Below are 18,410 nucleotides of genomic sequence, written 5' to 3'. Positions count from 1 at the left end.
CGATATCAATAGCAGTATTTTGCCATGAATTGGTTAATCCAGTCTCGCTCTAGTGTTAAAAAAGTATCAATTACGCTATTATCGCTGCACTTTTTGTCATATCACCAATCAAGTTGCCATTCATGATCAACATCAGCCAAGCCCAACTCATTCGCGGAACTAAGACCTTACTCGATGAAGCCGATTTAACCGTATATCCAGGCCATAAAGTCGGCCTTGTTGGTGCAAACGGTACAGGTAAGTCATCGCTATTGGCGCTGATCCTTGGACACTTACAACTTGATAAAGGCGATTTTAGTTTACCTGCAGGTTGGCAAATAGCTACGGTAGCTCAAGAAACACCAGCCCTTGAGGTGTCGGCGCTGGAATATGTCCTTGATGGTGATATCGAATTTAGACAACTTGAAGCCCAGCTTGCTCAAGCTCAGGAAGAAGACAATGGCCATAACATTGCGCTTATCCATGGCAAAATTGACGCTATTGGTGGCTATGCAATCCGCTCACGAGCAGGTTCATTATTAGCAGGTTTAGGTTTTAGTGAAACAGAGCAAAGTAGCCCAGTGAAAAGTTTCTCTGGTGGTTGGCGTATGCGCCTTAACTTAGCGCAGGCCTTATTATGTCGCTCAGACCTTTTACTACTCGATGAACCTACCAACCACTTAGATTTAGATACCATGTATTGGTTAGAGGGTTGGATTAAAGCGTACCAAGGCACACTAATTCTTATCAGTCATGACCGTGATTTTATCGATGGGATTGTCGATGAAATTGTCCATGTGGAACATGCCAAGCTTAACTACTACAAAGGCAACTACAGCTCATTTGAACGTATCCGTGCTGAGCGCTTATCGCAGCAACAAGCCGCGTTTGAACGTCAACAAAAAGAGCGTGCTCATATGCAATCTTTTGTCGACCGATTCAGATATAAAGCCAGTAAAGCTAAACAAGCCCAAAGTCGCTTAAAAGCTTTAGAGAAAATGGCTAACCTTTTACCTTCTCAAGTTGATAGCCAATTTCATATGGCGTTTCGTGAACCAGACGCGCTACCGAACCCGCTAGTGACCATGGAAAATGTCTCTATTGGTTACGGCGATAAAACCATTTTAAGTGAAGTCAAACTCAACTTAGTGCCTGGTGCTCGAATCGGCCTACTTGGTCGTAATGGTGCGGGTAAATCAACTCTTATCAAATTACTTACGGGTGAACTAGAACCTAAGACAGGTAAATATCAGCCTAACCCTGGTCTAAATATCGGTTACTTTGCTCAGCATCAGATCGAGTTTTTAAGTTTAGATGATAGTCCACTACAACATATGGTGCGCTTAGCGCCCAATGCTAAAGAGCTGGAGCTTAGAAACTTCTTAGGTGGGTTTGGTTTTAACGGTGATATGGCGTTATCGGCTGTCGGCCCCTTTTCTGGCGGTGAAAAAGCTCGCCTAGTATTGGCCTTATTGGTATGGCAGAAGCCCAATGTTCTACTATTGGATGAACCAACCAACCATTTAGATTTAGAAATGCGTCATGCACTCACCATGGCACTGCAAACTTTTGAAGGTGCAATGGTCATTGTGTCACATGATCGACATCTTTTACGATTAAGCTGTAGCGATTATTACCTTGTAGATCAGGGTGCAGTAAAACCATTTCAAGGTGATTTAGATGATTACCATCAGTGGTTATTAGATGCGTCAAAAGCAGCGCAGTCTGTTACAGCTAAAGATACTGAAGCAAAACCAGCAGTAGATAAAAAGCAGCAAAAACGCTTAGAAGCTGAACTAAGACAAAAAGTGTCGCCACTGCGTAAACAGCAAATTAAGTTAGAAACCCAGCAGCAAAAAATAACCTCTCGGTTAGCTGAACTGGAAATCGACTTAGCTGATGGCTCACTGTATGAAGCAGAAAACAAAGCTAAAATGACCAAGGTGCTTAATGAGCGAACTGAGCTCACTCAAGCAATGGACGAAAGTGAAATGACTTGGTTAGAAATCCAAGAACAAATTGAACTAATCGAACAAGAGTTTACTCTTAGCTAAACTATTTTAGTTACTTAACATTAATAGCTTATAGCAATATCTTTAGTTACTTAACATTAATAACTTATAGCAATATCTGAATTGCACTGCGCTATTCAAGGAATGAAACACCATCATTATCGAGGGCAATCAAGTCATCGATAATGACAGGCTTAAAGCCGATTAATTAGACACTAATATTTTCAGGAGAAATGCACAGTGCAACAGTTTAATTCGTTAATTTGGCGTGATTGCGATAACCGTTACGCTACCCATCGTTTAAGCTATATTAGTGTTCAAGATGATTATCAGGTGAATGTTAATCTGCTTTTACTAGCACAATACCTAGATCAACAAAACCACCCTTTAGCGCTAGCTCAATGGGAAACATTAGCAGCCACGATTGAAGATTGGGACACTAAAGTTGTCTCGCCTTATCGTAAATTACGTCGATTGGCAAAATCCCATTTACAACCTGGTGAATATCAGCAAATGCTTGATATTGAGTTAATGATGGAGCGTAAGACCCAGCAAATGTTACTAAGAAAGCTCAATCAATTTGAAGCCGAAGGCATTAGCGTCATCTCCGATAACAACAATCCAAGTTATAATACCGATAACTACTTATGTTTATTTGGTATTGATGCAAACTACTTTACTGAGCTGCAATCTGCATAAGCAATGTTAACCACATTGGATCTAGATTGAAGCATTAAGAATATTGAGTACGGATTGAAGCTCAAATAAATACGGCGCTCAACGCGCCGCATACCATTCTCAAGTTTTCTAACGATTAAGCCTTCGCAGTATCATGCTGTGGTAGCTTGATAGAAATGATGGCGGCCAGTGCTATTAAACCACTTGAAATCCACAAACAAGCCTCGAGGCCGTATTGCTGGAAAACCCAACCAGACAATAAGGTTCCAATAAGTCTGCCCATGGCATTTGCCATATAGTAGAAGCCAACATCTAACGAGACGCCATCTTTTCCCGCATAACTGACAATTAAGTAGCTGTGCATTGATGAATTAACTGCAAACAAGCCACCAAATACCAGTAAACCACCAATCAAGATAGCTTGGCTATGCCAATCAGAACTGAGTGCTAACGCAATAAAAGCAGGCACAATCGCAAGCATTGCAGCCCATGCCAAAGCACTTTTACCATCTGGTACCTTACCTTGCTTTTTACCTGTGAAGTAAGGTGCAAATGACTGCACAGCGCCATAACCAATCACCCACAGGGCTAAAAAGCCGCCAACATACCAATGGTCCCAATTGAACTGACTTGCCAAATACACGGGTAATGCAACCACAAACCACACATCCCTTGCAGCAAACAAGAATAATCTCGCAGCGGATAAATAATTAATGGTGCTGCTTTTAGAGAATATCTCTTTAAACTTTGGTTTAGCACTGGCTTTACCAAGCTGACTTTTCAGTGTTAGTACACTAAATACCCACACCACAAGTAATGCCACTGCCATGATTAAAATGGCGGTTTGAAATCCAAATAACGATAGTAGTGCGCCACCTAAAAAGAAACCGACCCCTTTTAACGCATTTTTAGAGCCTGTTAAGATTGCGACCCATTGATATAACTTACCTTCAGCACCCGCAGGTACTAAGGTTTTTATCGCACTTTTGGCACTCATTTTATTGAGGTCTTTAGCAATACCAGACAATGCCTGCGCAGCCATAACCCACACGACGGTTAACCATTCAGTGGGCACCAGCAACATGGATAATGCGATGACTTGCATCGCAAGACCAATATTCATGGTGCGGTTTAGCCCTACTCTTGCACCAAGCCAGCCACCCACTAAGTTAGTGACAACACCAAAGATTTCATAAAATAAGAACAGCATGGCAATTTCAATCGGGCTAAAACCTAACCCATGAAAATGCAATACCACCAGCATGCGTAATGCACCATCAGTTAAGGTAAAAGCCCAATAATTACCGGTAACAATTAAGTACTGTTTTATCTCACTGGGTAAATTAGCCAGCTTAGCCACAAAAGACATTGCCTAAATCCTATTTCATGCTGCAAATATTGGTGTTTAATAACATCAAAATCTTACGCGTCAGCTTTATCTTGTAAACCCACTAAACGCATCAGTTCAGCTGTTCGATTCGCATAGCCCCATTCATTGTCATACCAAACATAAAGCTTAACTTGAGTACCATTAACCACCATGGTCGAAGGTGCATCAATCACAGCTGAACGTGGATCTGTCTTATAATCGATTGATACTAATGGTCTAGTTTCATAACCAAGTACCCCTGCAAGCTCGCCAGATGCTGCATCACTCAATAAACCGTTAACTTCCGCTTCTGTGGTCTCACGACTGACTTCAAATACGCAATCAGTAATAGAGGCATTTGCTAAAGGCACACGAATCGCATGACCATTTAAACGACCTTTCAATTCTGGGAATATATGAGTAATTGCTGTTGCAGATCCCGTGGTAGTAGGAATAAGGCTCATGCCACATGCTCTTGCACGGCGTAAATCCTTGTGGGGAGCATCAAGAATAGTTTGAGTATTAGTAATGTCATGAATCGTGGTCATTGAGCCATGAACAATACCTAATGACTCATGAATGACTTTTACTACAGGCGCTAGGCAGTTTGTGGTACATGAGGCCGCTGTGACAATTGGATGGATGTCTTTATCATAATCTTGATGATTTACGCCCATGACAATATTCAACACGCCATCTTCTTTAACTGGGGCAGTCACTACAACACGTTTAACACCTTGATCTAAATAAGCTTGTAGCTTTGCTTTAGTCTTCATTTTACCAGATGCTTCAATGACAACATCACAGTTTGACCAATCAGTATCGGCAATAGCTTTATTGGCTGTACAAGTGATTTTATGACCGTTTACCTCAATCACATTATCTGTAGCTACCGCTTCATGATCCCAGCGCCCATGAACAGAGTCGAAGTTAACTAAGTGTGCCAGCGTTGCTGCATCACCAGCTGGATCGTTAATTTGAACAAATTCAACGTCAGCCCAATCATATGCAGCACGAAATGATAAACGTCCCATACGGCCAAAACCGTTAATTCCTACTTTAATCGTCATAACTCAACCTTGTTTAATCAATATGCTAAATCGCATGGTGTTAATCACCGGGTTATATATAAATTCTTTATATTCAATCGCCTATTATCTAAGCCATTGATTGTTTTAAATTGGTATTTTGTCGCAAAGTTATCCACTGAATCAGTTTGTTATTTCCGCTACAAGCTAAATACCCTTAACTTTGCTGACTCATTAAACCTTCACAATACTTGGGTGTATGAATGCATCAATCATCTTCATCCACAGGTTCATTAAGTTTATATCAAAACAGAAAATTGTCGTTTCATATGGCTATCAACATGCACCTGTAAGCAAGTAACTTTAAACCAATGCTTATTACAAAAGCCATTCAACAAGCAACTATAAATGAAGATGACGAAACTATATATGAAAAGTCACATATATGCAATTTGATATATGTGTTTCCTGTGAAGTTATTTTGACTTATTGTGATCCAGCTTGATGTTTTCTATTTCCCTAGTATTTATCAATAAAAAAACCGACTGATATCAGTCGGTTTTTTTATTGATTCAAACTGAAACTAACTTTGGACTTTAGGCTTTAATCGTTCAGCTAATAAGGTCGCGTTTCGTGCCACAATGCCGTAAATCGACAGTTGTGGGTTAGCCCCTAAGCTGGTTGGGAACATGGAGCCGTCCATAACAGATAGGTTATCAAAGTAATGGGATTGGCCATCACTGTTTATCATCGACATCGTTCTATCTTCACCCATAGCACAGCCCCCCATCACATGTGCAGAAGCTACAATGGTTTTTAACAATCCAATGTCCATGTTCGCAATCGTCTCTTTAGCTTGTGCCCAATTCAGTTGCATGCCAATACCATCGTTAATAGGTAGCACTTTGCTAGCGCCTGCTGCAAATTGCAACTCTGCCATAGTGGCAAAGGCGCGTCTTGCTGTATCCCAAAAAGGTTTTTCAAGTGAGTAATCTAACGCAAAACCCGAGTCTGTTAATCTCACCTGCCCACCAGGGCTTTGCTCAGAGTAGCCATCTCTAACAAGTGCTATCATGACTTGAAGGTTATTAAAGTGAGTCATTAACTCAGCATGACTTTGACCATAACCAATGGTTTTTGAAGCGATTAATACTGGATGAATTGGTGGTACTTCAAGTTTATAACCCATTTCACCACCAGCACCATCACGCCAAACAAATTCATCTGAATATATTGATTGTGGCGCCCCACTATGACCATCAATTTGCTTGTCAAAAATACTGCCTGATAACAGGGTGGGGTGTAAAAATGTCTTACCTAATAACTTATGTGGATCGGGTGTGTTAGCACGCATTAAAATGGTGGGAGTATGAATCGCTCCTGCGCTCAATATGTAATGCCTTGCACTAAATGTCAGAGTGACTGCAGTGCCTAATTGCGCTCTCGCTGACAAGCCTTCTACTTTGTCGCCTTTATGCTTTAAATCAAACACTTTTGCATTTGAAATTAACGTAGCACCTTGCTCTAACGCACTTGGAATCGTCGTCACCAGCATAGATTGTTTAGCATTGACTGGGCACCCCATGCCACAGTAACCACTGTTCCAACAACCTTTTACGTTACGTTTGATAACTGTGTATTCCCAACCCAGCTTTTCACAGCCTTCTTTTAGCGCTGCATTATTCTGATTAGGCTGGAATTGCCACTCACTAATGTTGAGTCTTGCTTCCATTTTTTCAAACCAAGGCAATAGACTTTCACTTGAAAGACCAGCAACAGATTTTTCCTTGGCCCAGAACTCCAACGCATTTTGCGGTGTTCGAATGGATGTTGTCCAGTTCACTGTGGTTGAGCCGCCGACACTGCGACCTTGAAAGATACCAATACCTTTATCAGCTGTTTTCATAGCTGCTGCTTGTTGATATAAGTCGGGATAGGCTGTGCGCTCTTCCATATCGAAATCACTGGATGATTTAAGCGGCCCAGCTTCAATCATTATTACGCTCAATCCGGCATCAGTTAATATTTCTGCCGCAGTGCCGCCGCCAGCGCCAGTGCCGACAATCACAACATCTGCTTCAAAATGTTGGTTTTCAGATAAATGATTAGCATCAATATGCTGCCAACCTGATGCTAAACCAGTAGTGATTGGGTCAATAATAGTTGCCGCCATTTGATACTCCAGAATGTGTGTTAATAATTGATGTATTCAAATGGCTTATGCATCTAAAAAGGTCGGTTTTGAATAATGTAAACGTCCCCAATGTTCAGGGCAGGCGTAATAACTCGCCACAATTAGCTCACGTAAGCCTAAATAGGCTGTTTGCATCATTTCTAAAAAGTGATGACGCCATTGCTCTAACATGTGATTAAGTTCTGCTGGAGTTCTTAGCATCAAAGGCGTGATGCTACTGGTTAAAATCAATAACCCGAATCGAGATTCAAGCATAGTTAATAGCTGTTCTAACTCTTGCTTTTGATCGGTTGGCAATACACTAATGGTTTTATTGATGGCGATAATAGTGCGATTTAAGAAGGCTTCTCGATAGTTAGCCACATCAGGCAATGCCCCATCCATAAAAACAGGGATAAGCACCCCAAATAATAAGCGGTGAGTATCATCAGGATTGTCAGTCACTTCTGGAGTATATAAACTCACGCCCAAAGCAAGCGCAGCTGTTCCGGTAAATGCACCTGTTAAAAAGGTTCTTCTTTTCATTGTTATCCCTTTTCTAGTTAGTACTTCCGTTAGAGCCAGATCTTAAATCAACACCAGAAACCAGTACTGTAGATTTACAGCCCTTAAATGCCACATTTGTTGCAGTAAAAGCATCTATGATAAAGTGAACTCAATCAACATTTAAACACACGTTTGAATATTAACAAACTATTGCACATTAAATACCCTTATGAAAAAGCTTTTCTCTCCACCTTGGTGGGCTGTAAGTGCCCATATTCAAACGATTTTACCTGTATTTTTCAAAGTGGACAAACCAGAAGTATCACGACAGCGCCAAGAGCTAGTTGATGGTGATTTTGTTGATTTAGACTGGGTTGGAGAAGCGGTTAATGGTCAGCCTATACTGGTCATTTTACATGGGCTTGAAGGAAGCAGTGACTCACACTATGTCCGTCGAATGCTGCAAACAGCCAAAGATAATGGCTTGTGCGCTGTAGTGCATCATCACCGTAGCTGCTCAGGTGAACCCAATCGACTTGCCCGCAGTTATCATAGTGGTGACACCCAAGACATCCACTTCACTTTGTCTCAATTAAAACAACATTACCCTAATTCACCTCTTTACGCGGTAGGTTATAGCCTAGGCGGTAATGTGTTAGCCAAATATCAAGGTGAACAAGGTAGCAATAGTGTGCTGGACAAAACCGTTATTGTTTCCGCGCCGTTATGTCTAGCCGCCTGCGCTAAGAAATTAGAAAATGGTTTTTCAACGGTATATCAACAGCATTTAATTAAACAGTTACAAGAAAAGATGCAAGCCAAATTGGCTGAATCACATTTAGCCAGTAAGATGCCTGTAACCGCTAATGAAATTTCAAACTTAAAAACCTTCCACTTATTTGACGATCAAGTCACTGCGCCACTGCATGGGTTTAGTGATGTATTTGATTATTACAAACGAGCCAGTGGTAAGCCTTTTTTAAAAAACGTGCAGAAATCGACATTAGTGATTCATGCTCAGGATGACCCATTCATGACCGACGAGGTGATCCCTTTAGCAGAAGAAATGTCGAGCCATGTAGAATATGAATTACATCAAAACGGTGGTCACGTCGGCTTTATCTCTGGCGGCGTCCCTTGGAGACCCACTTTTTATTTAGAGTCTCGCATCATCCAATTTATTAAAGGCTAATTTATGCTTATTCCTTACGAAGCATTGCTGCAATTACCACAAGACACTTTTAACAACCTGATTAAAGAGTATTTATTCACTCAGGTTGAAGACGGCTCTTTCGGTCTGTTAGATGACCAACAATTAGCAACTGCTATTGAAAAATGTAAGCAGTCACTTAAACAGGGCGAGCTGAAAGTAGAGTTTAGTGAAGAAGATGAAACCATTGCCATAAGGCATAAAGATCACATCATTTATCCTACTGCAGAGCAGGATTAACATTGGAAGATTGACCTTAATCGATTCAGCCCGTATAAATAGAGTCTGTTTTTCTTCAAGTTTAATCATGAAAGTGTTAACGATGAGCAGAACGATAAAACACTGAACTGTCTCAGTAATTTAGCTAATTTTCACGTTTGATCTAGGTAGGATAAATGTCAACTAAACACCCCATAATCGCTGTTACTGGTTCTTCAGGAGCCGGTACGACAACAACGACAACTGCATTTACTCATATCTTTCGTCAGCTCGGCATTAATGCTGCTTTTATCGAAGGGGACAGTTTTCATAACTTCACCCGTGCAGAAATGGAAGTATTGATCCGTAAATCTCAAGCCGAAAACCGTAACATTAGCTATTTTGGTCCTGAGGCGAATAACTTCGTAAAACTCGAAGAGTGTTTCCAAAGCTATTCAGAAACGGGTCAAGGTCAAACCCGCAGTTATCTTCATACATTTGATGAAGCGGTACCCTTTAACCAAATGCCAGGGACGTTCACTCAATGGCATCCATTACCAGAAAATACCGACATGCTTTATTACGAAGGTTTGCACGGCGGTGTTGTCACTGAAGATGCCAATGTCGCTCAACATGTTGATTTATTAATAGGCATGGTACCTATTGTCAATTTGGAATGGATTCAAAAAATTATTCGAGACACTTCAGACCGCGGTCATAGCCGTGAAAAAGTCATGGGCTCAATTGTGCGCAGCATGGATGATTATATTCAGCATATGACACCACAGTTTTCCCGTACACATATTAACTTTCAGCGCGTTCCTACTGTTGATACTTCAAACCCATTTAGTGCTAAAGACATTCCCAGCCTAGATGAAAGCTTTGTTGTGATTCGTTTCCGCGATATTAACAATGTCGACTTCCCTTATTACCTCAGTATGATCGAGGGTTCATTCATGTCTCGTGTCAATACTTTGGTCGTTCCTGGTGGCAAGATGTCGTTAGCAATGGAGTTAATCCTAACGCCATTGATTAAAGAACTGATGCACAAGAAAGCCGCTGAAAACGCCTAAAAGTCATCGTTAGATGTGATCTGAAGCTTGTCGTTGATTAGTTGTTACTGTTTAAGCTTGTTTTAAGCCATGAGGATTATCATTCTCAGCGTCGGGACTTCAGGCGAAAGAACGATAGTTGATGTGCTCATGGGTGTTAATTCCCCCATATTTATCTGTTAGCGCACTTGGGCATATCAGCAAACCTCTTCTATTTCCCCTATCCCTTCTTTTAATTTCTCGATCTGCTGTTAGTCTTCAGTTCAAACCTCTTACTCATTAAATCTCATACTCATTAAATCTCATACTCATTAAACCTATTACACATCAAACCTATTACTCATCAATTGAATAGTCACCAAAACCGCTGTCATACCGTGGGTAAAAGAGGTTAATTTAATGAGACTAATAATGTTTTAATTTCAGCTCGCACCTCATCCACTTGCTCAATAATACGATTAGCAGCGGCTTCACTATCAGCCATGTTTTCCCACTGAGTTGACCATACTTGGGTTAGCTGTTGCGACTGCTTAATAACTGATTCATCCGTTAAGCTGCTTAAATCTTCTATCAAGCCAACCTTCACCCAACCCACTCTTGGACTTCCCAATTTTAAGTCCTGATCATAGTGTGCGGTATAAACGAGTTGCTGCAGCTGCGCCAACTCCAATAGCATTTCAAAACAAGCTGTTCGTACATTGCTATTATGTTCAGTAATTTCCATTCGCCACACATTGTAAGAAAAACCCATAAGCGAAAAGAATAAGCTAAATATGACAGTAAACTGATACAAGTTTAATTTCTGGTTCATCTACAACCTCATCAACGCAATAAAACAACCTCGAAAGATCAAAAGGCCCCTAACAATTGTTGTTTAATTAAATGGTATTTAAATAGCTTCATTACTTTTAAAGCATAGGATAAGTTTTAGACATAAAAGCAAAAAACGGCCAATTGGCCGTTTTTAGAGTAAGGAGTTATTGCAGAGTTAATTCATCAAAGGAATGATTTCTCGATATGCTTGACCTTGACGATATTGTTCAAGACGCATATTAAATTCGTCACTGAGGGCAACTTCAGGATCTTGCTTTAACGCTTCAATCGCTTTTTGTTGGGTATCTACAGCCAATTCAAATTCGCCCATCTCAGCATAGCCTGCTGCTAGGTTATCTAAATTAGTTGGATCATTAGAATTATTTTCAAGTAACTGTAGTGCTAACTCTACCGCACGAGAACCATTACGATATTGAGCTTCGGGACACGTTGCTAGAATCCAAGCAACATTGCCTAGTGCTATCGAATCACCCACTTGGTTGAACTGTTCAAGTGCTTTGCCACAGTTACGTTCAACTCCATCACCACCAGCAGAATAAATGAAGCCTAAACGAAAATGCGCACGCTGATCACCTTGCTCAGCAAGTGTTTTGTACCACTGCTCAGCAACTTCGAGGTTTCTTGGCAATAGCTGACCTTCGAACGATAAGTCAGCAATGGTTTGCTGGGCTTTAATATGATCTTGTAATGCAGCTTGCTCGACCCAATAAAGGCCTTGCTCAGTATCTTGGTCAACAAAACGTCCAGCCAAATTCATCAGCCCTAATAAGAATTGTGCATCGGCATTACCGTCAGCAGCTCTTAATTGGATGTGAACTAATTTTGAATCAGCTTGTGACTCTAATGAAGCAGGAATAGAGAAGGCATGAACAGGTGTCACTGCACTGCCAAGCATTAGCAGCGAGCAGGCAAGCCCTACATTTAATAGCTTTTTAGAATATTTCAAATCAACCCCTACTACTCAACTTCACTTTGATAATCGAATTAACAATAACTATCAATTGGCTCTTTTACAATAAAGAAAGCCCTATAAGATATGAAAATTTGAGTAAATTAATCAATCTAGCGCACAAAAATCACACAAAATTTGTATTTTTTAATAGCTTAATGACTTGCCAAATAATTTAACAGCCACTAAATTAGATTGACATAGTTAGCTAAAGTAGCAAAAATAAATCTTAAATTTAATAAGTTAATAGTATCTGTGTAGCTTTTTTCATAATGTTAAACTCGATCTTCATCAAGGTTTTACAGCTACAACTCAAGTACAATTACTTTATTAGATAGTCCTTACTTTCATTTTATCAATCGAGGAAATAAACATGGCTCTGATTGGCAAGCCTAAACCTGATCCAACTTTGGAGTGGTTTCTTTCACACTGTCACATCCATAAATACCCAGCGAAAAGCACCTTGATACACGCAGGTGAAGAATCTGACACCCTTTACTACATCGTAAAAGGTTCAGTAGCTGTATTGATTAAAGATGAAGAAGGTAAAGAAATGATCCTTTCTTACCTTAATCAAGGTGATTTCATTGGTGAACTTGGTTTATTCGAAGAACAAGCTGAACGTACAGCTTGGGTTCGTGCTAAACAACCATGTGAAATTGCAGAAATTTCTTACAAGAAATTCAAGCAACTAATCCAGGTTAATCCTGAAATTCTTATGAAGTTAACAGCTCAAATGGCTTACCGCTTACAAAGCACTAGCCAAAAAGTGGGTGATTTAGCTTTCCTAGACGTTGCTGGACGTATTGCTCAAACATTATTACATCTTGCTAAGCAGCCTGATGCAATGACTCACCCTGATGGCATGCAAATTAAGATCACTCGTCAAGAGATCGGTCAGATTGTAGGTTGTTCGCGTGAAACAGTTGGCCGTATTTTAAAAATGCTTGAAGAACAAAACCTTATTCAAGCACACGGTAAAACTATAGTCGTATATGGCACTCGTTAAGTTAAGCTTCAGCTTGATTTAAGAGTAATTAATTAAAGTGATAATTAGTCAATCTAGTTATCACTTTTTTTATGGGAGTCGTTCCAATGAGGCTGCTGCCAGCGCTTTTTCTCAGTTTATTTGCATATACTCTCAGCCCATCTTCACATGCAATAACTACCGAACTTCAACATGATGAAGTTCAGCGCTTGGTCACATCTGGTAGCATTCGTTCACTTGATTATTCCCTTACTTTACTTGCACAATACTGTCATGGTGAATTAATTGATGCCAGCCTCTATCAAGAGGACGACAAATGGCGTTATGATTTACAATTAAAGTTAAAAAAAGGGCATGTTATCCATTTATTCATTGATGCAACGAATGGAATGCCGGAGTCTATTGACCAACTACCAAGTGAATGCCAAATAAATGAAACTGCTACTCGTTGAAGATAATACCCTTTTAGTTGCCGAACTTGAGAAGCAACTTAAACAGGCTGGTTACGTTACAGATGTCACAGACAAAGCTGTTGAAGCAGACTATTTAATTAAAGAAACCCAATACGACTGTGTCATTTTAGACATTGGCCTTCCTGACGGTAATGGGTTAACCCTGGTTCAATCTTGGCGTGAAAAAGGCATTGATACCCCAGTTATCATGCTAACAGCTCGCAGCCAATGGCATGAAAAAGTCGAAGGCTTTAATGCCGGCGCAGACGATTACCTCGCAAAACCATTCCATGCTCAAGAGCTACTGGCTCGCGTTCAAGCACTGATTCATCGTGCCCATGGCCGTCTTAATACCTCTTCAAAGCAATTAAGCTATGGCGGTATTACGTTAGATGAAGCGGAACAAAGAGTGCACATTGGTGACAATCACTATGAACTCACTGCGATGGAATTTAGATTATTAAAAATCTTCCTCATGTCGCCAAAAAAGTTACTCTCAAAAGCCCAGCTAACAGACAAGCTTTACCAATTTGATGATGAAAAAGAGTCGAATGTGGTAGAGGTTTACGTGACACATCTACGTAAAAAGCTCGGTAAAACGGCCATTGAAACTCGCCGCGGCCAAGGATATATCTTTCACGGCATCGTTGAATGATATCAATCCGCAGTAAGTTAAGTCTTTGGCTTAGTGCGCTCATTATTATCGCGACAGTCATTGGACTCATTTTATTTGAGTCCATGCTGCGCCAAGCCTTTCATGATTCAATTATTAATCGCCTCGAAGAAGATTTAGAACACATCATCATGGCCAGCCATATCAATGCTGGTGAAATCATTATCGATCAAAATGAGCTTTCTAGCTTTTATAAACCCGCTTATTCTGGGCGTTACTTTCAATTTAACTCTGAAAGCCAAGTGATTCGCTCGCGCTCTTTATGGGATGTGCAGCTAGATATTGAATTACTTGCCCAAAATCAAACCCGTGTCTGGCAAGCCAAAGGACCTAAAAATAATGATATGCAGCTACTGTCTATCGGCATTGGCTCCACCAGCGGCAAAAAAGTAGCGACCTTAACGGTTGCACAAGACTTAAGTATTGGCCGGCGTGTGTTTAGTGAAGTCTTCGGCACTAAGCTCGCCATTAATATTGCCATGTTACTGGCAATGATTTGCGGTGTTTTTATTATTATCAGGCAGTCCTTTAAGCCCGTTAAGTCCATTCAAGACTCCCTTGCTAAGCTGAGACAAGGTGAAATAAACGCCCTTGAAATTAATCAAATTCCGGTAGAGATAAAACCGTTAGCAGAAACCTACAACGAGTTATTAGATTACACAGCGAATCAAATTGAGCGTAGCCGAAATAATCTGGGAAATTTAAGCCACGGATTAAAAACGCCCCTTGCAGTAATGCAGCAGCAAGTTGAAGTATTGGGATTATCTAACCCCGAAACCGCAGAAGCAATGCAACAACAGCTTGATCAGATCCGTAATATGATTGAGCGAAAACTGGCAGCTGCAAGAATCACTGGCGATATGCTCCCAGCAGCACAAATGGTTATCCCACGGGATTTCGAAGCGCTCACGAGTACCTTAGACAAAGTCCACCATCATAAACAAATAGAATGCTCAGTGAAGGTTATTGAAAATATCAATCGACTCCCCATTCACAGAGAAGATGGCATGGAGCTATTTGGCAACCTGCTGGATAATGCTTATAAATGGGCCGACTCACATATTGCCGTTGATATCACTGCTATAGAGGTTGGCAATAACCAAACGCTTAGCCTGACCATTGAAGATGACGGTCCAGGTGTAAATGATGATCAGTTAAGCCAGTTAACCAGCCGAGGTAAACGCTTAGATGAGGCTGTTATAGGCCATGGCCTTGGCCTATCCATCGTTAAAGAGATAATAGAACAGTATGGGTACACTTTAACCTTTAGCCGCTCAGAGCGCTTAGGAGGCCTTAGAGTCACAATTGTGTTTAATAACCCTAAGGTCATGACAAGCAGCTAATTCAAATCAATAAAAAGCCCAGTTCATATTTAACCAATCGGTGTTAAAAATGAACTGGGCTTTTTATTACTTATCAAAGAGCTAAAAGCTCAATATGTCTTTACCAACTTGCACAATTACAAGGTTTATCCAGTCGCATTAGTACTTTCAAAAATCTTATCTGCAGACGCAGCGACAAATCCAGTATACAAATTACCATTCGTCATTGGATAACGACGAGCAAACTCGTAAAAACAGGTTGGGATTTCTAATTCACCATCTTCAAAGCTCACCATCATTCTGTCAGCCATTGTGGAAGATTGCTCAAGTAACACTTCTGCAGAACCTTTAACTTCACCGCCTGAAGTATTCAATTTAAAGCCTGCACCTTTTAGCGCGTCATTCACTGACTCTATTTGCTCAAAATCAGGTAGCTCATTAATCGACACAGTAAAATGATTAGCACGATATCCAATAGCGGCAACCCACGCGGCATATTCACTTTCAGCTAACAGAGTCTTATAGTCTGCAAGATTGACATTCCAGTGACGGCCCGAGTACAAGAAGTTATCAGCTTTCGTATCGGTCACATCAACTTGGTCGATTAAGCCATGGATAATAGCTTGAGCCTGTGCACTAAACTCTTCAACTAAAAGCTCAGAAATGAACACTTTTGGTTGTTTAGGATCTGGGTGCTCAAAGTGTTTTGCGATTAACTTCTTCTGCTCAAAATTGTAATCACCACAAGCAACATAACCAATCGACTCAAAATGCTCTGCCAATACTGACAAATTCACTTTAGCAATATTAAATGTTCTCAAAGCAATATGATCATTGATGATCGGCTCGCCGTTACTGAGTAACTTATGAATACTATCTGCTGATGGCGTCATCTTGATATAGTCTTGCCACAAAGCAGCAAACAGAGCGTTTACGTCGGTATGCATAATAAAATCCTTCTTTATAAAAAAGCAATGAGTAAGGGTCTGTTGATCTTTCAAGGTTGCTTTTGCAGCGAATTGTTGGCCATTTGTACAAGGCAGAGACTTTGAGGTGTAGTTATTCTACATAAAAAGTCAATAACGTAGTAAAAGTGGCCAACAAACGCTGCCCGAAGGGTTCGGCTAAAAACATTTTACTCTTTGTTGAATGGCTTTTGCTTAGGTGACTAGGCATCAATCCATTCGCCTCAATTAAAACGTTTTTAACTCGAACAAAATTCAACCAGAAAAGATTAACAGGCCCTAGTCATTGCCTTAGCAGCTTTATTGTTATTTTAAATTGAAAGCCCTGGGCTTAAGTTTGCTGGCAAGCTAACACTGTCTGCTTCCACTGAAGCAACAGGGTAAGCACAGTAATCAGCAGCATAGAATGCACTTGCGCGATGGTTACCAGAAGCACCAACACCACCAAATGGAGCTGAACCTGAAGCACCTGTAATTTGCTTGTTCCAGTTAACGATACCGGCGCGAATACGTGCTAAGAAGTAATCATAATCTTCACGGCTGTCAGCTAAAATACCTGCAGATAAGCCATAACGCGTGTTATTTGCCATATCAATTGCTTGATCAAACTCTTGATATCTAACGAGCTGTAGTAATGGGCCAAAGTATTCTTCATCTGGCAATTCAGCGATTTCTGTCACATCAATTAAGCCAGGTGACACTAAACCAGTACCCGCTTTAACATGAGTTAATTCAACTAAAGATTTTCCACCAAGGGCTTGCAATTCAGCTTGAGCTGCAACCATGCCTTTAGCTGCACCTTCTGAAATCATCGAGCCCATAAATGGCTGTGGCTGGGCATTCCAGCTACCGACTTTAATTTGCTTAATCGCAGCAATTAACTGCTCAATTAAAGCATCACCAGCTGCACCTTCTTCGATATAAAGACGACGAGCACACGTGCAGCGTTGACCAGAAGAAATATACGCAGACTGAATAATATCGTGAACAGCTGCTTTAGTATCTTGAACATCTTTGATGATTAATGGGTTATTACCGCCCATTTCAAGTGCTAAAATTTTGCCTGGGTGACCCGCATATTGTTGATGTAATAAGTGACCAGTGCGTGAGCTACCGGTGAAGAACAAACCATCAATCTGTGGATGTGAAGCTAAAGCTTTGCCTGTTTCAAGCTCACCTTGAACAAGGTTAATCACCCCTTGTGGCAATCCTGCTTTATCCCAAAGCTTCAGCATTTCTTCAGCAACTTTTGGGGTCAGTTCAGACGGCTTAAATACCACAGTGTTACCAGCAAGCAATGCAGGAACAATATGGCCATTAGGTAAGTGACCAGGGAAGTTATAAGGGCCAAATACAGCAACAACACCATGAGGCTTGTGACGCAATACTGCACGACCTGCTGGGATATCGTTAGTTTCAGTACCGGTACGCTTATCGTGCGCCGCTGCTGATAAACCAATTTTGCCGATCATTGCGCCAACTTCTGTAGCGGTTTCCCACTGCGGTTTACCCGTTTCCTGGGCGATGACTTCTGCAAGCTCGGCCTTATTAGCTTCAAGCTCACTGCGGTAAGCTTCAACAATGGCAAGGCGAGCTTCATAACCCAACATAAACCAATCAAATTGAGCTGCACGCGCTGCATCAATTGCAGTATTTACCTGTGCTGCTGTCGCCGTTTTACCATTCCAGATAACTTCGCCGTTAGCAGGGTTAACTGATGTTACTTCATGACCTTCGCCATTAGACCATTGGCCTTTAATAAATTGTGTCATTTGTGCTGTCCTAAAGTTCTAGTACGCGAATTCTGTCGCCATTAGCCACTTTCAGTGCTTCAGCCAACTCAGGGCTTAGCGTGACTTTGTCATGCTTATCTGACACCTTCACTCTTGCTGCTGTTGCGCGGTAATCCGCAAGCAATGTATTTGCAATAATGTACTGGTGTTCTGCATGAGGCATTTTTCCTATGKTYASGTAGCGCCTCGAGCGAATACCACTGGGGGTAGAGCACTGTTAAGGCTAGG

18 protein-coding genes are annotated in these 18,410 nt (G+C 41.0%); 9 read left to right on the top strand and 9 right to left on the bottom strand.

Annotation, left to right across the window (positions count from 1 at the left end):
* Nucleotides 1-122 precede the first annotated feature (122 nt).
* Together FNZ24_RS00095 and FNZ24_RS00090 are read left to right on the top strand one after the other, a co-directional pair.
* Nucleotides 123-2,033, top strand: coding sequence for an ABC transporter ATP-binding protein (locus tag FNZ24_RS00095; protein WP_153912301.1), 1,911 nt, complete (start codon nt 123-125; stop codon nt 2,031-2,033).
* A gap of 198 nt (nt 2,034-2,231) precedes the next feature.
* A complete protein-coding gene (locus FNZ24_RS00090) occupies nt 2,232-2,690 on the top strand; it encodes a TIGR02444 family protein (RefSeq protein WP_153912299.1) in 459 nt (152 codons plus the stop codon).
* 115 nt (nt 2,691-2,805) lie between these two features.
* On the opposite strand, the gene arsJ is transcribed toward FNZ24_RS00090, so the two are convergent.
* From arsJ to FNZ24_RS00070, 4 genes are all read right to left on the bottom strand, one after another.
* Nucleotides 2,806-4,038 carry an organoarsenical effux MFS transporter ArsJ gene (gene arsJ / locus FNZ24_RS00085; RefSeq protein WP_153912297.1) on the bottom strand — a complete coding sequence of 411 codons (1,233 nt, stop codon included), beginning with the start codon at nt 4,036-4,038 and terminating at the stop codon, nt 2,806-2,808.
* Between the two features lie 53 nt (nt 4,039-4,091).
* Entirely contained in the window at nt 4,092-5,108 is a 1,017-nt protein-coding gene (locus FNZ24_RS00080; protein WP_153912295.1) for an ArsJ-associated glyceraldehyde-3-phosphate dehydrogenase, read from the bottom strand.
* 541 nt (nt 5,109-5,649) lie between these two features.
* Nucleotides 5,650-7,239: a GMC family oxidoreductase gene (locus tag FNZ24_RS00075; protein WP_153912293.1), complete on the bottom strand. Its 1,590-nt coding sequence runs from the start codon at nt 7,237-7,239 to the stop codon at nt 5,650-5,652.
* A 45-nt stretch (nt 7,240-7,284) separates the two neighbouring features.
* Nucleotides 7,285-7,785: a TAT leader-containing periplasmic protein gene (locus tag FNZ24_RS00070; protein ID WP_153912291.1), complete on the bottom strand. Its 501-nt coding sequence runs from the start codon at nt 7,783-7,785 to the stop codon at nt 7,285-7,287.
* 190 nt (nt 7,786-7,975) lie between these two features.
* Between FNZ24_RS00070 and FNZ24_RS00065 the strand changes: the two genes are divergently transcribed.
* The 3 genes from FNZ24_RS00065 to FNZ24_RS00055 all read left to right on the top strand — a co-directional run bounded on the left by FNZ24_RS00065 (nt 7,976) and on the right by FNZ24_RS00055 (nt 10,227).
* Nucleotides 7,976-8,938 (top strand): hydrolase, encoded by a 963-nt coding sequence (locus FNZ24_RS00065; RefSeq protein ID WP_153912289.1) that lies wholly within the window; start codon nt 7,976-7,978, stop codon nt 8,936-8,938.
* A 3-nt stretch (nt 8,939-8,941) separates the two neighbouring features.
* On the top strand, nt 8,942-9,196 hold the full coding sequence (locus FNZ24_RS00060; protein ID WP_153912286.1) for a YheU family protein: 255 nt from the start codon (nt 8,942-8,944) through the stop codon (nt 9,194-9,196).
* 155 nt (nt 9,197-9,351) lie between these two features.
* Nucleotides 9,352-10,227: a phosphoribulokinase gene (locus FNZ24_RS00055; protein WP_153912284.1), complete on the top strand. Its 876-nt coding sequence runs from the start codon at nt 9,352-9,354 to the stop codon at nt 10,225-10,227.
* Nucleotides 10,228-10,597: 370 nt separating this feature from the next.
* On the opposite strand, the gene FNZ24_RS00050 is transcribed toward FNZ24_RS00055, so the two are convergent.
* Nucleotides 10,598-11,017, bottom strand: coding sequence for a hypothetical protein (locus tag FNZ24_RS00050; RefSeq protein WP_153912282.1), 420 nt, complete (start codon nt 11,015-11,017; stop codon nt 10,598-10,600).
* Nucleotides 11,018-11,194: 177 nt separating this feature from the next.
* Nucleotides 11,195-11,986 carry a sel1 repeat family protein gene (locus FNZ24_RS00045; protein ID WP_416384799.1) on the bottom strand — a complete coding sequence of 264 codons (792 nt, stop codon included), beginning with the start codon at nt 11,984-11,986 and terminating at the stop codon, nt 11,195-11,197.
* A gap of 376 nt (nt 11,987-12,362) precedes the next feature.
* Between FNZ24_RS00045 and crp the strand changes: the two genes are divergently transcribed.
* From crp to FNZ24_RS00025, 4 genes are all read left to right on the top strand, one after another.
* Nucleotides 12,363-12,998, top strand: a complete 636-nt coding sequence (gene crp / locus FNZ24_RS00040) for a cAMP-activated global transcriptional regulator CRP (RefSeq protein WP_055024942.1) — start codon at nt 12,363-12,365, stop codon at nt 12,996-12,998.
* Between the two features lie 86 nt (nt 12,999-13,084).
* Nucleotides 13,085-13,429, top strand: a complete 345-nt coding sequence (locus tag FNZ24_RS21440) for a PepSY domain-containing protein (protein WP_194944956.1) — start codon at nt 13,085-13,087, stop codon at nt 13,427-13,429.
* Nucleotides 13,410-14,084 (top strand): response regulator transcription factor, encoded by a 675-nt coding sequence (locus tag FNZ24_RS00030; RefSeq protein WP_153912280.1) that lies wholly within the window; start codon nt 13,410-13,412, stop codon nt 14,082-14,084. Before FNZ24_RS21440 ends, FNZ24_RS00030 begins: the two co-directional genes overlap by 20 nt.
* Nucleotides 14,081-15,445, top strand: coding sequence for an ATP-binding protein (locus FNZ24_RS00025; protein ID WP_153912278.1), 1,365 nt, complete (start codon nt 14,081-14,083; stop codon nt 15,443-15,445). The genes FNZ24_RS00030 and FNZ24_RS00025 overlap by 4 nt, the downstream gene beginning before the upstream one ends.
* A gap of 125 nt (nt 15,446-15,570) precedes the next feature.
* Here the strand turns inward: FNZ24_RS00025 and FNZ24_RS00020 are convergent, their stop codons facing one another.
* The 3 genes from FNZ24_RS00020 to FNZ24_RS00010 all read right to left on the bottom strand — a co-directional run bounded on the left by FNZ24_RS00020 (nt 15,571) and on the right by FNZ24_RS00010 (nt 18,345).
* Nucleotides 15,571-16,371, bottom strand: coding sequence for a DUF1338 domain-containing protein (locus tag FNZ24_RS00020; RefSeq protein WP_153912276.1), 801 nt, complete (start codon nt 16,369-16,371; stop codon nt 15,571-15,573).
* 329 nt (nt 16,372-16,700) lie between these two features.
* A complete protein-coding gene (astD, locus tag FNZ24_RS00015; protein WP_153912274.1) occupies nt 16,701-18,161 on the bottom strand; it encodes a succinylglutamate-semialdehyde dehydrogenase in 1,461 nt (486 codons plus the stop codon).
* 10 nt (nt 18,162-18,171) lie between these two features.
* Nucleotides 18,172-18,345 carry an arginine N-succinyltransferase gene (locus FNZ24_RS00010; RefSeq protein ID WP_153912272.1) on the bottom strand — a complete coding sequence of 58 codons (174 nt, stop codon included), beginning with the start codon at nt 18,343-18,345 and terminating at the stop codon, nt 18,172-18,174.
* Nucleotides 18,346-18,410: the final 65 nt, after the last annotated feature.

The organism is Shewanella sp. TC10, assembly GCF_009663145.1.
Classification (GTDB): Bacteria; Pseudomonadota; Gammaproteobacteria; order Enterobacterales; family Shewanellaceae; genus Shewanella.
This window is presented reverse-complemented; position numbering and strand designations above follow the sequence as displayed.

Excerpts from the sequence above, each read along its gene's own strand:
- FNZ24_RS00060 (WP_153912286.1), top strand. The coding sequence starts at position 8,942 with ATGCTTATTCCTTACGAAGCATTGCTGCAATTACCACAAGACACTTTT.
- arsJ (WP_153912297.1), bottom strand. The coding sequence starts at position 4,038 with ATGTCTTTTGTGGCTAAGCTGGCTAATTTACCCAGTGAGATAAAACAG.
- FNZ24_RS00095 (WP_153912301.1), top strand. The coding sequence starts at position 123 with ATGATCAACATCAGCCAAGCCCAACTCATTCGCGGAACTAAGACCTTA.
- astD (WP_153912274.1), bottom strand. The coding sequence starts at position 18,161 with ATGACACAATTTATTAAAGGCCAATGGTCTAATGGCGAAGGTCATGAA.
- FNZ24_RS00055 (WP_153912284.1), top strand. The coding sequence starts at position 9,352 with ATGTCAACTAAACACCCCATAATCGCTGTTACTGGTTCTTCAGGAGCC.
- crp (WP_055024942.1), top strand. The coding sequence starts at position 12,363 with ATGGCTCTGATTGGCAAGCCTAAACCTGATCCAACTTTGGAGTGGTTT.
- FNZ24_RS00025 (WP_153912278.1), top strand. The coding sequence starts at position 14,081 with ATGATATCAATCCGCAGTAAGTTAAGTCTTTGGCTTAGTGCGCTCATT.
- FNZ24_RS00010 (WP_153912272.1), bottom strand. The coding sequence starts at position 18,345 with ATGCCTCATGCAGAACACCAGTACATTATTGCAAATACATTGCTTGCG.
- FNZ24_RS00065 (WP_153912289.1), top strand. The coding sequence starts at position 7,976 with ATGAAAAAGCTTTTCTCTCCACCTTGGTGGGCTGTAAGTGCCCATATT.
- FNZ24_RS00075 (WP_153912293.1), bottom strand. The coding sequence starts at position 7,239 with ATGGCGGCAACTATTATTGACCCAATCACTACTGGTTTAGCATCAGGT.
- FNZ24_RS00080 (WP_153912295.1), bottom strand. The coding sequence starts at position 5,108 with ATGACGATTAAAGTAGGAATTAACGGTTTTGGCCGTATGGGACGTTTA.
- FNZ24_RS00020 (WP_153912276.1), bottom strand. The coding sequence starts at position 16,371 with ATGCATACCGACGTAAACGCTCTGTTTGCTGCTTTGTGGCAAGACTAT.
- FNZ24_RS21440 (WP_194944956.1), top strand. The coding sequence starts at position 13,085 with ATGAGGCTGCTGCCAGCGCTTTTTCTCAGTTTATTTGCATATACTCTC.
- FNZ24_RS00030 (WP_153912280.1), top strand. The coding sequence starts at position 13,410 with ATGAAACTGCTACTCGTTGAAGATAATACCCTTTTAGTTGCCGAACTT.
- FNZ24_RS00070 (WP_153912291.1), bottom strand. The coding sequence starts at position 7,785 with ATGAAAAGAAGAACCTTTTTAACAGGTGCATTTACCGGAACAGCTGCG.
- FNZ24_RS00050 (WP_153912282.1), bottom strand. The coding sequence starts at position 11,017 with ATGAACCAGAAATTAAACTTGTATCAGTTTACTGTCATATTTAGCTTA.